17 protein-coding genes and 1 pseudogene are annotated in these 17,652 nt (G+C 62.0%); 10 read left to right on the top strand and 8 right to left on the bottom strand.

Annotation, left to right across the window (positions count from 1 at the left end; translation table 11 throughout):
* Nucleotides 1-858: 858 nt before the first annotated feature.
* From rpsT to AC0NIH_RS32655, 4 genes are all read right to left on the bottom strand, one after another.
* Nucleotides 859-1,125 carry a 30S ribosomal protein S20 gene (gene rpsT, locus AC0NIH_RS32670; RefSeq protein ID WP_287272795.1) on the bottom strand — a complete coding sequence of 89 codons (267 nt, stop codon included), beginning with the start codon at nt 1,123-1,125 and terminating at the stop codon, nt 859-861.
* 179 nt (nt 1,126-1,304) lie between these two features.
* A complete protein-coding gene (locus AC0NIH_RS32665) occupies nt 1,305-2,078 on the bottom strand; it encodes an enoyl-CoA hydratase (protein ID WP_023766957.1) in 774 nt (257 codons plus the stop codon).
* Between the two features lie 30 nt (nt 2,079-2,108).
* Nucleotides 2,109-2,999: a bifunctional DNA-formamidopyrimidine glycosylase/DNA-(apurinic or apyrimidinic site) lyase gene (gene mutM, locus AC0NIH_RS32660; protein WP_473463268.1), complete on the bottom strand. Its 891-nt coding sequence runs from the start codon at nt 2,997-2,999 to the stop codon at nt 2,109-2,111.
* The gene (locus AC0NIH_RS32655) at nt 2,992-4,272 is read right to left on the bottom strand and encodes a phosphopentomutase (RefSeq protein WP_473463264.1); all 1,281 of its coding nucleotides are present in this window, start codon (nt 4,270-4,272) and stop codon (nt 2,992-2,994) included. Before AC0NIH_RS32655 ends, mutM begins: the two co-directional genes overlap by 8 nt.
* A 125-nt stretch (nt 4,273-4,397) precedes the next feature.
* On the opposite strand from AC0NIH_RS32655, the gene AC0NIH_RS32650 reads away from it, so the two are divergent.
* On the top strand, nt 4,398-5,321 hold the full coding sequence (locus tag AC0NIH_RS32650; protein WP_473463260.1) for a phosphate/phosphite/phosphonate ABC transporter substrate-binding protein: 924 nt from the start codon (nt 4,398-4,400) through the stop codon (nt 5,319-5,321).
* Nucleotides 5,322-5,327: 6 nt separating this feature from the next.
* Here AC0NIH_RS32650 and AC0NIH_RS32645 read toward each other — a convergent pair whose 3' ends face one another.
* The 3 genes from AC0NIH_RS32645 to AC0NIH_RS32635 form a co-directional block, all read right to left on the bottom strand.
* Nucleotides 5,328-5,951, bottom strand: a complete 624-nt coding sequence (locus tag AC0NIH_RS32645; protein WP_473463257.1) for a TadE/TadG family type IV pilus assembly protein — start codon at nt 5,949-5,951, stop codon at nt 5,328-5,330.
* Between the two features lie 33 nt (nt 5,952-5,984).
* A complete protein-coding gene (locus tag AC0NIH_RS32640; protein ID WP_473463255.1) occupies nt 5,985-6,575 on the bottom strand; it encodes a TadE/TadG family type IV pilus assembly protein in 591 nt (196 codons plus the stop codon).
* Nucleotides 6,576-6,712: 137 nt separating this feature from the next.
* The gene (locus AC0NIH_RS32635) at nt 6,713-7,138 is read right to left on the bottom strand and encodes a pilus assembly protein N-terminal domain-containing protein (protein WP_013897313.1); all 426 of its coding nucleotides are present in this window, start codon (nt 7,136-7,138) and stop codon (nt 6,713-6,715) included.
* 357 nt (nt 7,139-7,495) lie between these two features.
* On the opposite strand from AC0NIH_RS32635, the gene AC0NIH_RS32630 reads away from it, so the two are divergent.
* From AC0NIH_RS32630 to AC0NIH_RS32590, 9 genes and pseudogenes are all read left to right on the top strand, one after another.
* Complete coding sequence (locus AC0NIH_RS32630; protein WP_013897312.1) at nt 7,496-7,672, top strand: Flp family type IVb pilin; 177 nt, start codon at nt 7,496-7,498, stop codon at nt 7,670-7,672.
* A gap of 171 nt (nt 7,673-7,843) precedes the next feature.
* Nucleotides 7,844-8,362 (top strand): A24 family peptidase, encoded by a 519-nt coding sequence (locus AC0NIH_RS32625; RefSeq protein WP_224685594.1) that lies wholly within the window; start codon nt 7,844-7,846, stop codon nt 8,360-8,362.
* Between the two features lie 215 nt (nt 8,363-8,577).
* Nucleotides 8,578-9,392: pseudogene (gene cpaB / locus AC0NIH_RS32620) on the top strand (Flp pilus assembly protein CpaB).
* A complete protein-coding gene (locus AC0NIH_RS32615) occupies nt 9,389-10,906 on the top strand; it encodes a type II and III secretion system protein family protein (RefSeq protein ID WP_023766947.1) in 1,518 nt (505 codons plus the stop codon). Before cpaB ends, AC0NIH_RS32615 begins: the two are co-directional and overlap by 4 nt.
* 14 nt (nt 10,907-10,920) lie before the next feature.
* Entirely contained in the window at nt 10,921-11,652 is a 732-nt protein-coding gene (locus AC0NIH_RS32610) for a CpaD family pilus assembly protein (RefSeq protein WP_473463251.1), read from the top strand.
* A 65-nt stretch (nt 11,653-11,717) separates the two neighbouring features.
* The gene (locus tag AC0NIH_RS32605) at nt 11,718-13,007 is read left to right on the top strand and encodes a CpaE/TadZ family protein (RefSeq protein WP_032923236.1); all 1,290 of its coding nucleotides are present in this window, start codon (nt 11,718-11,720) and stop codon (nt 13,005-13,007) included.
* A 23-nt stretch (nt 13,008-13,030) separates the two neighbouring features.
* The gene (locus AC0NIH_RS32600; protein WP_013897306.1) at nt 13,031-14,536 is read left to right on the top strand and encodes a CpaF family protein; all 1,506 of its coding nucleotides are present in this window, start codon (nt 13,031-13,033) and stop codon (nt 14,534-14,536) included.
* A 29-nt stretch (nt 14,537-14,565) separates the two neighbouring features.
* Nucleotides 14,566-15,579 (top strand): type II secretion system F family protein, encoded by a 1,014-nt coding sequence (locus AC0NIH_RS32595; protein ID WP_023766943.1) that lies wholly within the window; start codon nt 14,566-14,568, stop codon nt 15,577-15,579.
* Between the two features lie 9 nt (nt 15,580-15,588).
* A complete protein-coding gene (locus AC0NIH_RS32590) occupies nt 15,589-16,608 on the top strand; it encodes a type II secretion system F family protein (protein WP_023766942.1) in 1,020 nt (339 codons plus the stop codon).
* A 155-nt stretch (nt 16,609-16,763) separates the two neighbouring features.
* Here the strand turns inward: AC0NIH_RS32590 and AC0NIH_RS32585 are convergent, their stop codons facing one another.
* Nucleotides 16,764-17,594: a tetratricopeptide repeat protein gene (locus AC0NIH_RS32585; RefSeq protein WP_023766941.1), complete on the bottom strand. Its 831-nt coding sequence runs from the start codon at nt 17,592-17,594 to the stop codon at nt 16,764-16,766.
* Nucleotides 17,595-17,652 lie beyond the last annotated feature (58 nt).

Genomic DNA, 17,652 nt, shown 5'->3' with positions numbered 1-17,652 from the left:
GATCGAGTTCCTTGTCTTTTTGTACCTGTTTTCCGCCGGGAATGCGCCTCCTGCATCCGTGATCCGGCGACCTAAGTCTTTGCTACGATGCCCGCTGCCGCCGCCGGCAGATGAACGTCGCCCACTACCCGGGGGAAACCGGTGCCGGCCTCGAAAGCCAGTCCGCGTTGGGTATGTCAGGGCAATACAACACCACCCGGCGAAAAGAGCGCCGGCGCGCCGTCTACCTGCCATGTCTTGTTACGCCAGTCCCCTACCGTATCAAAAAAAGACAAACCAAACCCGTTCGCGGACTTGATCCGCGTTGCAAATCCCGCCAATTTGCGCTGGCCGATTCGGGCTGGGTTAAGGGCCAATGGCCCGTCCCTTTTTGATGAACCGACATTACCGAAATCGCTGTGGATAGGGCAAGGCCACCTCTAACGGATTTTTAAGGAATCTGGTTAGCGCCGGCAGGTTGGTGCTCCATGGCGTAGTGGTATATTTTGACAAAGCCATTGTGATTCAAACCCTTTTCCGGCGAATATGAAAAAGCCGGGCCGGCGCGAAATTTTCTGAAATAATTCTCTTGACAGCCAGTTGTCCTCCCGTCGCCCTGACGCGTTGTGGACAAGCTGTGGATGACCATCACTAACCGACTGGAAACTATAGGTTATTTCTGAGGGGCAAGGATTTTTTGGGCGACGCTTTCAAGCATGTCGACCCTTCAGCGGGCATGTATGTGCCGGCAAAACATTTTGAACCGTGCAATCCGTTCTTGACGCTGCTTGCGGGCATTCTTTTTAAGTACTTGCCGGCAAACGAAAAAACCCGGCGCGATCGGCCGGGTTCGAAGAAGATCAGCCTTGGAAGGCGATGTCAGGCCGACAGCACCTTGAGGCGCTGAGCCAGACGCGACACTTTGCGCGACGCGGTGTTCTTGTGGATGATGCCCTTGGTCGCGGCACGCATCAATTCAGGCTCGGCGGCCTTGAAAGCGGCCTGCGCTGCGGTCTTGTCGCCGGAGGCGAGTGCCTCCTCGACTTGGCGGACGTAGGTGCGGACGCGCGAGCGGCGGTTCTTGTTGATCTCCGCACGGCGGGCGATCTTGCGCGTTGCCTTTTTGGCCGAGGATGTGTTGGCCATGATGCCTCTCTTCTGATCTGGTCGGCGCACGCGGCATGCCGCAGGGCGCAAAAAACAAACGGGCAGCCACGGGGCCGCCTCGGTTGGTGCGGCTTATAGTTCAGCTTTTCCGGCGCGTCAACGCTGCCTGGCGTTCTTTTTGGCCGATGCCGTGGGTTTCGGTCGCGGCCGGCGACGCTCTACCGGTTGGTGAAATTCGGCTTCCGCTTTTCGGCGAAGGCCGCCATGCCTTCCTTCTGGTCATCGAGCGCGAAAAGCGAGTGGAACAGGCGGCGTTCGAACCGCAATCCCTCCGCCAATGTCGTCTCGTAGGCGCGGTTGACGGCTTCCTTCGCCATCATCACCGACGGCAAGGAGAAATCGGCGATCCTGGCCGCCGCCTTGACGGCCTCCTCGACAAGCTCGCCGGCAGGCACCACCCGCGATACCAGGCCGGAGCGCTCGGCTTCCGCGGCGTCCATCATTCGTCCGGTCAGGCACATGTCCATGGCCTTCGACTTTCCGACGAACCGGGTCAGGCGTTGCGATCCGCCCATGCCGGGAATGACGCCAAGCGTGATTTCGGGCTGGCCGAATTTGGCCGTATCGGCGGCGATGATGAAATCGCACATCATCGCCAGTTCGCACCCGCCTCCCAGGGCATAGCCGGCCACCGCCGCGATGACAGGTTTTCTGACACGCGTGAACTCCTCCCAGCCGGCGAAGAAGTCCTGGCTGTAGGCGTCCACATAGGAGATGGCCTGCATCTCCTTGATGTCGGCACCGGCGGCAAAGGCCTTGTCGGAACCGGTAACGACCATGGCGCCGATGCCGGGATCGGCGCCGAAAGCGCTCACCGCCACGACGAGTTCGGCGAGGATCTGGGAATTCAGCGCGTTGAGCGCCTTTGGCCGGTTCAGCGTGATCAGCCCGACCTTGCCGCGCGTCTCGGTGATGATCGTTTCATAGGCCATGGCTGCGCTCCTCGCTTGATCCGGTCTAACTCAGCTCTGACACGTCCGGCAATAGAAGGTCGAGCGCCCGCTCTGGACGACGCGTTCGACGTGGCCGCCGCAGCCGGGTTTCGCGCAAGGCTCACCCTCCCGGTCGTAGACGGCGAAGGAATGCTGGAAGTAGCCCAGCGATCCGTCCGCGTGCATATAGTCGCGCAGCGAAGATCCGCCAGCGGCGATGGCATCCGATATGACCGAGCGGATCGCCTCGGCGAGGCGTTCGCTCTGTTCCCTGGCCTTCTTGCCCGGTCTGGCGATGGTGCCTGTTTCGCGCAGCGGCGACAGGCCGGCGCGCCACAATGCTTCCGACACATAAATATTGCCAAGCCCCGCGATCAGCCTCTGGTCGAGAAGCGCTGCCTTCAGAGGCGATCTGCGGCCCTTCAGCAACGAGGCGAGCAGCACGCCGTCCAGCGCGTTGCCCGTGGGCTCGACGCCCAGCCCGGCCAGCATCGGATGCGTCTCCGGCGATCCTTCCGCAAACAGCATGAAGCCGAAGCGGCGCGGATCGTTGAAGATCACGCGCGACCGGGCACCGGCCGCGGAGGCGACATGGAACACGACATGGTCGTGCGCCGCGCTCTTCGACCGTTCGTGATGGAACGCGCCCAATTTCTCGTTGTCGTTATCTGTCTCGATGCGAAAGGAGCCCGACATTCCGAGATGGCAGATCAGCACCGGACCGTCCTGCACGTGCATGGTCAGATATTTGGCGCGGCGGCCGAGCGCGGTGATTGTCCTGCCGGTCAGCCGCTCCGAAAACCGTTCGGGAAAGGGAAACCGCAAATCCGGTCGTCGTGTCTCGACACGGACAAGGCGGGCGCCTTCCATAACCGGCTGCAACCCGCGCCGGACCGTTTCCACTTCGGGCAATTCAGGCATGGCCGCCAATCACTGGGCCACCTGGGCCGCCAATCGCTGGGCCGCCAATCGCTGGATAGAAAGAAGTGCCGTGACGGCCGTGCGCCAGTTCGAGATGTTCGGCCACGGTCTCGCCGATATCGGCGAATGTCGCGCGCAGCCCGATGTCGCCACCCCCGAGGCCCGGCCCGATGCCGATTATCGGGATACGCTCACGCGTATGATCGGTTCCGCGCCAGGTCGGATCGTTGCCGTGATCGGCCGTCAGGATCAGCAGGTCGCCCTGCCTCAGCCTGGAGAATGCCTCCGGCAGCCGCCGGTCGAAGGCATCAAGCGCGGCGGCATAGCCCGCCACATCGCGGCGATGGCCGAATTCGGTGTCGAAATCGACGAAATTGGCGAAAACGAGATCGCCAGCGCCGGCGTCGTCCATCGCGCCCAACGCCTTGTCGAACATGGCCATGTTGCCGGCGGCCTTGCGCACTTCCGAAATCCCGCGATGGGCGAAGATGTCGCCGATCTTGCCGACGGCGATGACGCGGCTTCCCCGCGCCGTCAGGCGGTCGAGCAAGGTCGGTTCTGGCGGCGGCACGGCGTAGTCGTGGCGGTTATACGTTCGCGTGAAGGTGGCGGCGGTTTCGCCGACGAAAGGCCGCGCGATCACGCGTCCGATCCTTAATGGATCAACCAGCCGCCGCACCACCTGACAGAATTCATAAAGCCGCTCCAGGCCGAAATGAACCTCATGCGCGGCGACCTGCAGGACAGAATCGACGGATGTGTAGCAGATCGGCTTGCCGGTGCGGATATGGTCCTCGCCGAACCGTTCGATGATCTCGGTGCCGGGCGCATGACAATTGCCGAGAATGCCTGGAACCTTGCCCTCGCGGATGATCGCCTCGGTCAGTTCCGCCGGAAACGCGGGAACCGTGTCGGGGAAGTAACCCCAGTCGAAGCGCACCGGCAGGCCCGCCATCTCCCAGTGGCCGGAAGGCGTGTCCTTGCCGCTCGAAACCTCTTGCGCCGCGCCATGGAAGGCATTGGCGAGCAGATCCGTCCCGAAATGGGCAAAGCCCAATCCCGTCGCGGTCTCGGCCGCCTTGCCAAGCCCAAGCGATGCCATGTTGGGGACAAACAGCGGACCTTGACGAAGCCCCTCGCGGTCCGCGCGCCCTTCCGCGCAGGCTTCGGCTATGTGGGCGAGGGTATTGGCGCCGGCATCGCCATAACGTTCGGCGTCGGCCGCGCCGCCGATGCCGAAGGAATCCAGGACAAAGAGGAAAGCACGCGCCATCGGGTCATTGTTGCCAGTGTGAACGACCAGACATAGGGTCCCACGGTGGCATTGGCAATTCGGAAACCAAACGGCGACGCGGCGGGCATGGGCATGGATCGATTGGAACCCAGGGCGGTCCTGTCATGAAGGCTGCGCCCAAGGCATTGGCTGCGCTTATGCTCGTCCATGGTGCGTTCTGGTGCGGGCCGGCGCAGGCCGACTGGCGCGACGATATCGGCACATTCCGCATCGGCGTCGTCGCCGAGCCTGGCGCCGGCAACACCGTTCCCGGGCTGGCGCAGTTGACGCAAGCCTTCACCAACGCGCTCGGCATGAAGGTGGAGTTCGTCGTCGCGCGCGATTATGCCGCCCTGATCGAGGCGCAGGCCAACGCCCGGATCGAATACGCTATCTATTCGGCGACCGCCTACGCGACGGCGCTGCAGCGTTGCGGATGCCTCGAGCCGCTTGTGGCTCCGGTCGATTCCGACGGTGCGGCCGGCATCCGTTCGGTGCTGCTCACCAGGGACGGCAAGCTATCAGGCCTGGCGGCGATGGCGACCCACCGGATCGCCATGCCGCCATCGGACAGCGTCGGTGGCTCGCTGTTGCCGCTGGCGGGGTTGGCCGCCGAACACGTCAAGATCGCCGAAGATTCACCGTTTCTGATCCATGCCATGACGGCGTCGGCGGCGGAGGCCATGCTCTTCGATGGCACGGCCGACGCCTTGTTCGGCTGGGTAAGGGCTGCGGCCGACGGCCAGGCGCTGCTATCGGGCGGCACGCAGGCAAGACTCGAGGCGACCGGTCTTTCGCCGTCGGCTTTCCAGGTCGTCTGGACGTCGGGGGTGCTCAGATACGGTCCCCACGCCGTACGCAGCGATCTCGACCCGGAAGCCAAGCGCCGGCTGATCGTGTTTCTCACCAACCTCAAGTCGACGACACCGGATGTCTACGATCTCCTGGAATCGAAACATTCCGGTGGGTTTTTGACCGTGGCCCCTAAGGATTACGCGATGGCGGAAGCCATCGTGCGCTTTGTGTCAACCGATGGTGGGCAGCAGTAAGGATCTTCAGCAGTCGCCGCAGGGGATCGTCAGGCTTCTGCGGGGACGCAGATAGTAGGTTTCGCCCATCGGTATGGTGGTGCTGAGGGATTGGGTCAATCCGAGCTTTTGTTGGGTGTCCGGCTGCCAGTTGATAATCGGCGAATAGCTCAGATTGCTCTGAACGCGGATGAGGAAGGTGCCGGCGACCTTGAGCGTTGTCGGAACCGTGGTGGTCGCGGGCAGGGTGGTGGCGATGCTGGAGACGCCATTGACCAGCTTGCGCGACCACACCACGTTCACCTTGGGCGGCGTATCGGTGGTGACCTGTATTGCCGTGATGATAATGCTCGGCGTTGACCGGTTATAGGGCTGAATGGTCGAGGTGCCGATCTTCATGATGGCATCGAGGTCCGCCGCGACGATGGTCGGCTGCTGCGTAACCAGGTCGGCGACCATGCTGCCGATACGGCTGACCTTCTTGCTGGTCTCGATAGCCTGCGAAGCCTCCATGGTCATGAAGTACATGACCAGCAGGATAGGCAGGATGAGAGCGAACTCGACCGCGGCGACGCCACGGCGATTGGACAAGAACCCGACGGCCTTGCCGCGGATCCCTGCGATTTCCAGATGTGCCCCCGCACGCATCATGCCCTTGCCTTTTTTCTTGTGGTGTTTGCGAACTCAATTGTCGAACGGCTCGTTCTGCCAGGTCACTGACGCGAAGTGCAATGTCCTGCCACCGCTCAGATTGGCCATCGACTTGGCCATCAAATCGGTCATCACAGGCCATTTGTAGAAGACCCGCAGCATGTTCCTCGATTCCGCGAGGCCAGGCGTAGTCGCGAAGGCCTGTGAGTTGGTGCCCTGCATCAGCACGACATCGCCGTTCTGGATCTTGAAGCTCGCCGAGGCCGCGTCGGCGAAAGTCGGATATTCGCGAAGATCCGCAAGCAACTGATTGGGGCAATCCGTGGAGACGATGATCTCCAGCCTGTCGCAGATCAGGGTCGTCAATTTGCCTCCCGCGACATCGGCCGGCCTCAGCTGGCCCGTGCGCAACTGGCGCGCAACATCGTCGGTGATGTTGGCCATCACTTCCTGGCCGGCAAACGAGATGCAGCTTTCAAGGATAGCGAATACGAGGAGGGCGAACGGCATTGCCAGCAGCGCGAATTCCAGGGCCGTGCTGCCGCGCCGGTCGTGGAAGAAGCGCCTGAAGAAGCTGGAGCGCTCCACCTTGCGCTGACCTTTCGATGCGAATCCCTTGCCCATGCCCTGTTTCCTGCCACCCTTGGACGGTTCTGACAGGCGTTATTAGCGCAAACCAATTGAGGCCCGGTTTGAATGATCGCTAAAGTCGACGCACGCGTTTTAACCATGCCGTAACCCGGATAGCGGGCGGGCGCCGCCTATTTGCTGCCGCCGCCCATCTCTGCTTCGGAGGATTTTTCAGCCTCGCTCTTGTACGAGCTTTCACAGTAGGGCGTGCAGGACATGGTCTGCACTTCGGCGCGCCGGTAAATGCGCACCGAGGAGGCTGCCTGCCGCACGACTGTAACCTGCGCGTCGACGATCGGGCTGCCCTCCTGGTCGAGAACGACGAGATTGGTGACGCCGAAACCCTTGCCGGTGAGCACGATCGTCGAGGCGTCCTGGACCGAGGCATCGGCGATTGACGGGTTGCCGACGACGATCGTGTCGGCGGGGCGCGACAGCTTCACGATCTTGGCCTGATTCATGGTGACCTCGATGCCGGTGCCGGCCCTGGCAGGCACGACGAGGCACGTTGCTGCAAGAAGCGCGGCAATCAGGATTGAGAATCTCGGCTCGGCCATCGGGGCGCTCCACGCAAGCAACTTGTTCAACAGAACATGAACGAGATTGGTGAACCAACGGTTAAGTCCGCCTGCCCGGCATCGGAAGTCGCGATCGACGGGGTGTCCGGCACGGCTGGATCTCGGCTCGGTCGCGAGCGTTCCCCGCCCTTGCCCTTTGCGGCATCGGCCCTGAAAATGGTATTTTAGCGATCGCTTAGTATGGGGTTAACCACGCAATATGTTCGAGCCGGGAAAGGAATCGGTAAGGCTGTTTATTAAGCCGATCGAAAGAGCTTCTCCCTAGATTGGCAGCATCCGATCAACCATCACAGAAGTTGACGGAAGTGCTGTAACACGTGGAGTAGGAGCTCTCGAATGTCTAACCTTTTTGCACGTTTCGTGAAGGACGAATCCGGCGCGACCGCTATCGAATATGGTCTGATCGCCGCTCTCATCGCGCTCGCCATCATCACCGGCGCCGGCGCGCTCGGCAATGCAATCAACGCCAAGTTCACCACGATCGGAACCACCCTGAACTCCAGCGGCGCCTGATCCGCTGTATTGCTGGGTATCCAGATTGCGTACTGGAAAGGGGCTGCCGCGTGGCGGCCCTTTTTCTATATCCTGGCCAACACAGCCGTCTTTCATTCCGGGTCTCATCAATCGTTAATCGAACATGCCTAGATTGAACCCGGTGGAATTCGCACAATAGGCATAGCGCCGATGCTTGAAGCCCTGATCTTCGTCGTCTTTCCGTTCTGCATGCTGTTCGCGGCGATCTCCGACATGCTGTCGATGACGATTGCCAACCGCGTGTCGGTGCTGCTCGTTGTCGTCTTCGCACTGGTTGCGCCGCTGACGGGCATGGAATGGGCAACATACGGTTGGCATTTTGCCGCCGGCGCGCTGATCCTGGCCGTGACGTTCGGCCTGTTCGCGATGGGTGGCATGGGCGGAGGCGATGCCAAGCTGCTGGCCGCTACGGCCGTATGGATGGGGCTCAACGTCCATCTCGTCGAGTACCTTGTTGTCTCGACGTTTATCGGCGGCCTGCTGACGCTCGCCATCGTCCTTTATCGCAAGTCGCCGCTGGCGGTTATTACCGGCCGCAATCCATTCCTGCGCCATTTCGCCGAAGAGTCGGCCGGTGTTCCCTACGGGATCGCACTCGGCCTGGGTGGGCTGCTGACCTATCCGGAGTCGCCATTGATGGTCTGGGCGCTGGCAAGGCTGGCGAGCTGAGTTCAATCCTAATTTCTTTTTCTGATTTGTGTCGTTGCGCTTGGCCTTAAAGAGGGTCCGGCCGGCAGCATTGCTGGGCCGCGGCCCGATCCGTCTAATTTATGTAAACCTTAAATTAATCACGATCGTAAGCATTACATTAACCTTGTTTTGACGATTGCCGCTGCAAAGTCCGCCTTGGCTACGTGGTTTGCCAAGGGCGAGGGTTCGGACAGATGCCAGCATCCCGATTGATCATCTTAAGCGTGGCGGTAGCCGCGGCGGGTGGTGCTGGCTACGTCGCGAAGAACATGGTCGCCCCGCCCCCGCCCAGATCGTCGTCGATTCCGGCCCCCAGGCTCCCGCGGTGGCTCTGCAGGACGTGCTTGTGCTTTCCGGCGATGTCGCGATGGGTAACCAACTCGAGAACAACATCGCCTGGCAGCCCTGGCCAGCCGACGGCATCAACCCGAACTTCATCACCAAGGCCACGGCTCCCGACGCGCTGGAGAAACTGAAGGGGTCGATAGCCCGTGTGGGAATGTACGCGGGCGAACCTGTGCGGCGTTCCAAGCTGATCGGCGAGGGGCAAAGCTTCATGTCGTCGATCCTGCCTTCCGGGATGCGGGCGGTCGCCACGACCATTTCGGCCGACACGTCGGCCGGCGGCTTCATCCTTCCCAATGATTTTGTCGACGTCATCATGACCCGCAGGGCGGATGCCAACAGCGGCAGCACCGGCTTCAACACCGAAACCATCCTCAAGAACATCCGCGTCCTGGCAATCGACCAGACCATCCAGGAGGACGAAGAAGGCAAGAAGACCAGGGTGGGCCAGACCGCCACTCTGGAGCTCACACCCAAGCAGGCGGAGATCATCACCGTCGCCCAGCAGATGGCGGATCGCCTGACACTGGCGCTGCGGGCGATCACGGACACCCAGGAAAAGAATGTGGACGAGGCCGACTATCTCGTTTCCGGCAATGGCCGCAAGGGAACGGTGAGACTGATCAAGTCGGGCGAAGTTTCCGAAGTAGGGGCAAGGAAATGAGGCTAAGCGGTAAACTGCCAGCGATCGTGGCCGCGGCATTCGGCCTCCTGCTCGTCGGGACGAATGTGCAGGGCGTTGTCGAGGCCAAGAGTACGCAGGTGACGGCCACCACGGCCTCCCAGCGTGTCAAGCTTGGCCTCAACAAGTCGGTGGTCATAGACCTGCCGAGCGATGCCTACGACATTCTCGTCGCCAACCCGGCCGTTGCCGATGCTGTGACCCGCACCGCAAGGCGTATCTACCTGTTCGGCAAGGCGGTCGGCGAGACCAACATCTTCGTCTTCGGTCCGAACGGCGAACAGATCGCCAGCCTGGATCTGGCCGTCGAACGCGACGTCGCCGGCTTGGAGGACTACATCAAGCGCTTTATTCCGACCTCGGATATCAAGGTGGAACTGCTGAACGACAACGTCGTTCTGACCGGAATGGTCGATACGCCGCTGGACGCGAAACGGGCGGTTGATCTGGCGACCATCTTCGTCTCGGGCGGTGAAGCAACGACAGGACAATATTCGCAGACCGCGGCCGGCGGCTCTGCCCAGAGCGGTGTCGACATCAACAACCCCGACCAGGAACGCCGCACCAGCAAGATCGTCAACCTCCTGCAGATCATCGGTGACGACCAGGTGACGCTGAAGGTGACGGTCGCCGAAGTCAGCCGCACCGTGATGAAGCAGCTCGGCGTCAACATGATCGGCAGCGGTGGCAGCAACGGCATCAGCTACGGCGCGATCAGCGACAACTTCACCGGCCTTGGCAAGCAACTGTCGAATTCGGGCTTCAATATCGGCGCCTCGGGACTTCGGGCCTATATCAACGCCATGGAGGAGTCGGGGGTCATGAAGACCCTGGCCGAGCCAACCTTGACCGCCGTATCCGGCGAGAAGGCGACCTTCAAGGTCGGCGGCGAATACAATATGGTGACAGGCGTCTCCGCGAACGTGTCCACCGACAACCAGACCGGTCTGAAGACCTATTCGGTCGACAAGATCGAGTACGGCATCGGCCTGGAATTCCAGCCGGTGGTTTTGTCGCCCGGACGCATCAGCCTGAAAGTCAGAACCTCCGTCTCCGAGCCGACAACCGAAGGATCCGCCTCACTGTCCGAGGGCGTGACCAGTGCCGGCATGAATGCCCTGTCGTTGCGCAAGCGCCTTGCCGATACGACGGTTGAACTGCCCTCGGGCGGCTCCATGATGATCGCCGGCCTGGTTCGCGACGATGTCAGGCAAGCCGTCAATGGGTTGCCTGGACTGACAAAGATCCCGGTGCTCGGCACGCTCTTCCGCAGCCGGGATTTCGTGCGCAACGAAAGTGAGCTGGTGATCATCATCACGCCCTATCTGGTGAAGCCGGTGGCGCGCAACGATCTCGCCAAGCCGGACGACAATTTCAACGCTGCCAGCGATGGCGCCGCCATGTTCCTTGGCAAGGTCAATCGCGTCTACGGCACCATGCAGACCGACAAGCCCAACGGCCGGTACCACGGCGTTGTCGGCTACATCTACAAGTGAATGGGGAAGCGGACATGTCTCAGTCAGCGTTGAAGACAAGCATCACCACGATGCGCCCCGGCCATTCGCGGGTCTGGCTGCGCGCCCTTCCGGTCCTGGCCGTGGCGGCAACGGCTCTGCTGGCCGGTTGCGCCCAGCGCGACAGTGTCACCGTCGGCGCCATTCCGGACGACTATCGCACCAACCATCCCATCGTCATCGCGGAAAAGAACCAGAAGATCGACCTGCCCGTCGGTGCCGGCGATCGCGGCATGACCGGCTCGCAACGCGACACGCTTCTGGGTTTCCTCGACGGCTATGACAAGAGTGCCGCTCCGGCGTTGACCATCCAGATTCCCAGCGGATCGGCCAACGAGATTGCCGCAAGGGCGGCCGGCCGTGATTTCGCCAGGCTCGCGGTTGCCAGCGGCATCAAGCGCAACCGGATCGCCGTGGTCTCCTATCAGGCTGGGTCGAGCGAGGCATCGGCCCCGGTTCGCGTCTCCTTTATCGCGGTGAGAGCCCAGACCGATAAATGCGGACGCTGGCCCGAAGATCTGGTCGAGTCGTCCGAGAACAAGCACTACGCCGACTTCGGCTGCTCCTATCAGAACAATCTCGCCGCCCAGATGGCCAATCCGGCCGATCTGCTCGGACCGCGCAAGCAGACCACCATCGATGCGGAAAATCGTGGCGCGGTGATCGACGTCTACCGCAGCAGGGGCATTTCGGATGAGTTCCTCGGCAATTCGGAAGTGACCTACTGAGCCGCCCTCGGGAAAGAGAAGTCACGCAAGAACAGGCCACGCAAAGAACAGGCCACGGAAAGAGCATGACCATGAGCAACCTCGCCTATGACGCCACCGTGGATGGCGGCGATACCTCGCCGCAGGACATCGCCGCGATGCAGGCGTTGCGGCCGATACCGCGCATCTCGATCCAGGCATTCTGCGAGACGGAGGGCGTTGCCAATCCGGTCGAGCGGGCCGGCGAGGACCGCCGCATGACCAAGGCGCATCTCAAGGTCCACATGGGCGGCGTTCCCACCGCAATCGAGTTCTATCAGTCGGCGCCGACGCCCAATCTGATCCTGCTGGAGTCGCGCAGCGAACCCAAACAACTGCTGGAGCAACTCGCCCAACTCTCGGAGTACTGCGATCCGTCCTCGAAAGTGGTGGTGATCGGCCACTACAATGATGTCGGCCTCTATCGTGAACTCATCCGCTCCGGCATCTCCGAATATGTCATCGCGCCGGTCTCGATGGCCGACATCGTCAGTGTCGTGTCGTCGATTTTCGTCGATCCGGAGGCTGAACCGCTCGGCCGCTCGGTCGCCTTCATTGGCGCCAAGGGTGGCGTCGGCTCCTCGACGATCGCTCACAACGTAGCCTGGGCGATGTCCTCGCTGTTCAAATCCGAGGTCGTCGTTGCCGACCTCGACCTCGCCTTCGGCACGGCCAACATCAATTTCGACCAGGATCCGGCACAGGGCATCGCCGAAGCGGTGTTTTCGCCCGAGCGCATCGACGAAGTCTATCTCGACCGGCTGCTGACCCAGTGTGCCGAGCACCTGTCGCTGCTCGCGGCGCCTTCGACACTGGAACGCGTCTACGACTTCGATCCGGATGCCTTTGCGCAACTTGTCGATACTGCGCAGCGCAGCGTGCCGCTGCTGGTGCTCGACGTTCCCCATGTCTGGACCGGGTGGGCCAAGAACACGCTGGTCAAGGCCGACGAGATCGTCATCACGGCGACGCCGGAGCTGGCCAACCTGCGCAACACCAAGAACCTGGTCGACATGTTGAAGCGGCTTCGCCCCAATGACCCGCCGCCAAAGCTGATCATCAACCAGGCCGGGATCCCCAAGCGGCCGGAGATTTCGCCTTCCGATTTCGCCGAGCCGCTCGGCCTGACGCCGATGTCTGTCATCGGCTTTGATCCGGTCCTGTTCGGCAATGCCGCCAACAACGGGCGTATGCTTGGCGAGATGGATGCCAAGAACCCGGTTGTGGCCACGATCAACGAGATTGCTCATGTGCTGACCGGCCGCAGCGAGATCAAGACGAAAAAGAAGGCTGGCCTGGGCAGTCTGCTCGGCAAGCTGTCGCGCAACAAGAAGTGACGCAGTGGGATCGGTAGTCGATCATGTTTGGTAAACGAGGCAACGACGACGGCAACCGGTTCACGCCGGAATTTCGCCAGCCGGCACCTGCGCCGGCCGCACCGGCAGCCGCGGGTTCGGCTGACACGGCGGTTCTTGCACGGCCGGCGGCAGCGCCGCAGCCGAGCGCACCTGTCGCACCGCCGGCTCGCCGCGCGGTAGAGGCGCCTCCCGTCGCGCCGGAGCCCAAGCGTGGCCGCGAAAAGAGCGAAACCTATTACGACACCAAGAGCCAGGTGTTCTCGGCGCTCATCGACACGATCGACCTGTCGCAGCTCGCCAAGCTCGACCCCGAAAGCGCGCGCGAGGAAATCCGCGACATCGTCAACGACATCATCGCGATCAAGAATTTCGCGATGTCGATCGCCGAGCAGGAGGAACTGCTCGAGGACATCTGCAACGACGTGCTTGGCTACGGGCCGCTCGAGCCATTGCTTGCCCGCGACGACATCGCCGATATCATGGTCAACGGCTCCAAGAACGTCTACATCGAAGTCAACGGCAAGGTCGAACAGACCCCGATCCGCTTCCGCGACAACCAGCAGCTTCTCAACATCTGCCAGCGCATCGTCAGCCAGGTCGGCCGCCGTGTCGATGAATCCAGCCCGATCTGCGACGCCCGCCTTCCCGACGGCTCCCGCGTCAACGTCATCGCGCCGCCGCTCGCCATCGATGGCACCGCGCTCACCATCCGCAAGTTCAAGAAGGACAAGCTGACGCTCGATCAGCTGGTCAAGTTCGGCGCCATCTCGCCACAGGGAGCCGAAGTCCTCAAGATCATCAGCCGTGTTCGCTGCAACATCGTCATCTCGGGGGGCACCGGCTCCGGCAAGACCACACTGCTCAACTGCCTGACCAACTACATCGACCGCGAGGAGCGCGTCATCACTTGCGAGGATTCGGCCGAACTGCAACTGCAGCAGCCGCATGTCGTGCGCCTGGAAACCCGTCCGCCCAACCTCGAAGGCGAAGGCGAGGTGACGATGCGCGATCTGGTCAAGAACTGCCTGCGCATGCGGCCCGAGCGCATCATCGTCGGCGAAGTGCGCGGACCCGAGGTGTTCGACCTTTTGCAGGCGATGAACACCGGCCACGACGGCTCGATGGGAACGATCCACTCGAACAGCCCGCGCGAATGCCTGAACCGTATCGAATCCATGATCGCCATGGGCGGTTACTCGCTGCCGCAGAAAACCGTGCGCGAAATCGTCGTCGGCTCCATCGACGTGATCATCCAGGCGGCCCGCCTGCGCGACGGTTCACGTCGCATCACCCACATCACCGAGGTGATCGGGATGGAAGGCGACGTCGTCATCACGCAGGATATCGTCCTCTACAACATCAAGGGCGAGGACGCCAACGGCAGGCTGCTGGGAGAGCACGTGTCGACCGGCATCGGCCGTCCGCATTTCTGGGAACGGGCCCGTTATTACGGCGAGGAGCAGCGCCTCGCCATAGCGCTCGAGGCTATGGAGAAACGCGCTGACTGACGTACCCGCAGGCGTGAAGGTTCTGGCCAATGTTTGGAATTGACGGCACCGTATTGGCGTTTGTCGTGCTCGCCGGCTTCAGCGCCGGCGCGGTCGCCTATGCATTTCTGTTCAACCAGATCAGCAATGAGAGACAGACCGGCAAGCGGCTTGAAACGATCAAGGCCGCGGAGACGGACCGTTCCGTTGTCAAGGCCACGCGCGACCGTGCGACGGACGCGGCCAAGCGCCGTAAATCGGTCCAGGATTCGCTCAAGGAGCTCGACGAGAAGCAGAAATCCAAGGACAGCGCCATCAAGAAGCCGCCGCTGAAGGCACAGCTTCGCCAGGCTGGGATGAAGGTTCCGATCGAGCGTTTCTATATCTATTCCGCCATATGCGGCATCGCGCTGACCGTGATCGCGTTCGTGGCCGGGGCGCCGCTGATCGTCTTGCCCGGCGTGCTGCTGGCCGGTGCGCTCGGCCTGCCGCGCTGGTTCGTTTCATTTCGCCGCAGCCGGCGCGTCAAGGCGTTCCTCAACGAATTTCCAAATGCGCTCGACATCATCGTGCGCGCCGTCAAATCCGGCCTGCCGCTGAACGATGCAGTGCGCCTGATCGCCAACGAAGCCCCCGAGCCGGTGAAGACCGAGTTTCGCCGCATCGTCGATTCGCAGCAGATGGGCCTGTCGATACCCGACGCGACCTTGCGCATGCCCGAAACCATGCCATGCACCGAGGCGAGCTTCTTCGGCATTGTCATCCAGATCCAGTCGCAGGCCGGTGGCAATCTCTCCGAGGCGCTGGGCAATCTTTCGCGGGTGCTTCGTGATCGCAAGAAAATGAAGGCCAAGGTCCAGGCACTGTCGATGGAGGCAAAGGCGTCGGCCGCCATCATCGGCGCGCTGCCTTTCATCGTCGCGTTTCTCGTCTACCTGTCGAGCCCGACCTACCTGATGCCGCTGTTCAACACCAGCGTTGGAAATCTCATCCTCGGCTGTTCGGCAGTCTGGATGTCAATCGGCATCCTGGTGATGCGCAAGATGATGAACTTCGAGGTCTAGGATCGCGACATGACCGATCAAGTCATCAAATCACTGACCGATCCGAGCCTCCTGATCGCGCTGCTCGTCGCCATCGCGGTGTTCGCGACCGTCTTTACACTGCTGCCGGCGTTCAGCGGAAACCAGCTCAAGTCGCGCATGAAATCGGTCGCGCTGGAGCGCGATGAGCTTCGCGCCAAGCAGCGCGCGCGGCTGGCAACCGAGGCCGATCGCCGGCGCAAGGGCTTGCGCGAAGAACAGTCGGTCGGCATGCGCAACATTGTCGACCGGCTTGATCTGCGCCGCGCCCTTGCCGACGAAAGCACCTTGCAAAAGCTCAAGGTCGCCGGCTTTCGCGGCCAGAATCCGCTGACGCGGTTTCTGTTCTTCCGTCTCGTGCTGCCTTTCGTCGGCTTCGCGCTGGCCCTGGTCTACATATTCGTGCTCGGAGGATTGCCCGACAAGCCATTGGTCATCCGGCTGTTCGTTTGCATCCTCGTTGCCTATGCCGGCTTCTACGCGCCGGTTGTCTATGTCAACAACCGCGCCACCAAGCGCAAGCAATCGATTCAGATGGCGTGGCCGGATGCACTCGACCTGATGCTGATCTGCGTGGAATCGGGCATGTCGGTCGAAGCCGCGCTCCGCAAGGTCGCCGACGAGATCGGCGCGCAATCGGTGGCACTGGCTGAAGAGTTCATCCTGACCAATGCCGAGCTTTCCTATCTGCAGGAGCGCAAGCAGGCTTACGAGAATCTGGCCAGCCGCACTGGCTTGGAATCGGTCAGGTCGGTGTCGCAGGCACTCGTCCAGGCCGAGCGTTACGGCACGCCGGTGGCGCATGCGTTGCGCGTGCTTGCAGCCGAAAGCCGCGACCAGCGCATGAACGCCGCCGAGAAAAAGGCGGCAGCCCTGCCGCCAAAGCTCACCGTGCCGATGATCCTGTTCTTCCTGCCGGTGCTTTTCGCCATCATTCTGGGTCCCGCCGGCATTCAGGTCAGCCAGCGCGGCATCTTCGGCAGCGATCATGCATCATCGACTGCCCAGTAACGGCGGCACGTCCCAGTAGAAAGCCGCGCTGAACAAGCGCGGCTTTCATTCATGGTCGCAGCGGATTTTCGCCTGACGCATGTCGCCCGAAAGTCCGCATGCATGAAATCGTGAGTTGAGCGCGCCGGCTGAATCCGCTTTCGGCGCGGTGCGCTTCAGTTGGTCGCGGACTTCGACTTGTCCTTGTCCTGGTCCTTGAGCTGGCTCCAGGCATTCTGCTGCGCCAGCATGTGCCTGAGATAGGCGACATTGGCCTGCGCCTGCTCGGGCGAGAGTTCCTGCGAGGCAATCTTCTCGGCTTCATCGAAGCGGCCTTGCAGGCCGACGACGAGCGCGAGGTTCTGACGCACGCGGCTGTCGGCGGTGGGTTGCTGTGCGGCCGAACGCATGTAGGTCTCGGCGGTGCGCAGATCGCCTGCCAGCACATAGGACATGCCGAGATTGGAGAGAACCGAAGGCTCGTTCGGCTTGAGTTCGAGCGCCTTGCGATAGTCCTGGCGCGCCTGGTCCTTTTGGCCGAGTTGATCGAGGATGGCCGCTTCCGCCGACACCAGCCTCCAGTCGGGATATTCCGGCGTCTGCGCGCGCTGCACGGCGTCGAGCGCCGCTTCGAACTGGCCATTGGCGGCCAGCGCCTTGCCATACGAGGCGAGCACGTCGCGATCCTTGGGGTAGGCGATCGCCAGCTTGCGCATCACGGCAAGCGACTGGTCGGCATCGCCGTCCATCTGCAGCGCCGCCGCGAAATTGGTGGCGATTCGCTTGTCGTTGGGGTTCCTGGAGTAGGACTGGCCAAGGGAAGCGGTGGCATTGTGGAGTTCGCCCGCCGACATGGTCTCCAGCGGTTTGCCGCTGGTGGTGCGGCCGATCGAGCCGGTGGTGAGATTGCTGGTTCCACAGCCGGCGACACCCGCGGCGAGCGCCAGCATGAGGGCCGTGGTGATCAGCCGTTTTCCCCTGACGTCGATGGTGCGGTTGGTCGGCATCGGCCCTGGGCCTCCATTCATACGCGGCCATTGCGTGGCCGTCTTTCCTCCCGCAGAA

The organism is Mesorhizobium sp. WSM1386 (genome assembly GCF_055901595.1).
The sequence above is the reverse complement of the archived record's forward strand: the minus strand, read 5'-3'. Positions and strand labels throughout refer to the sequence as shown.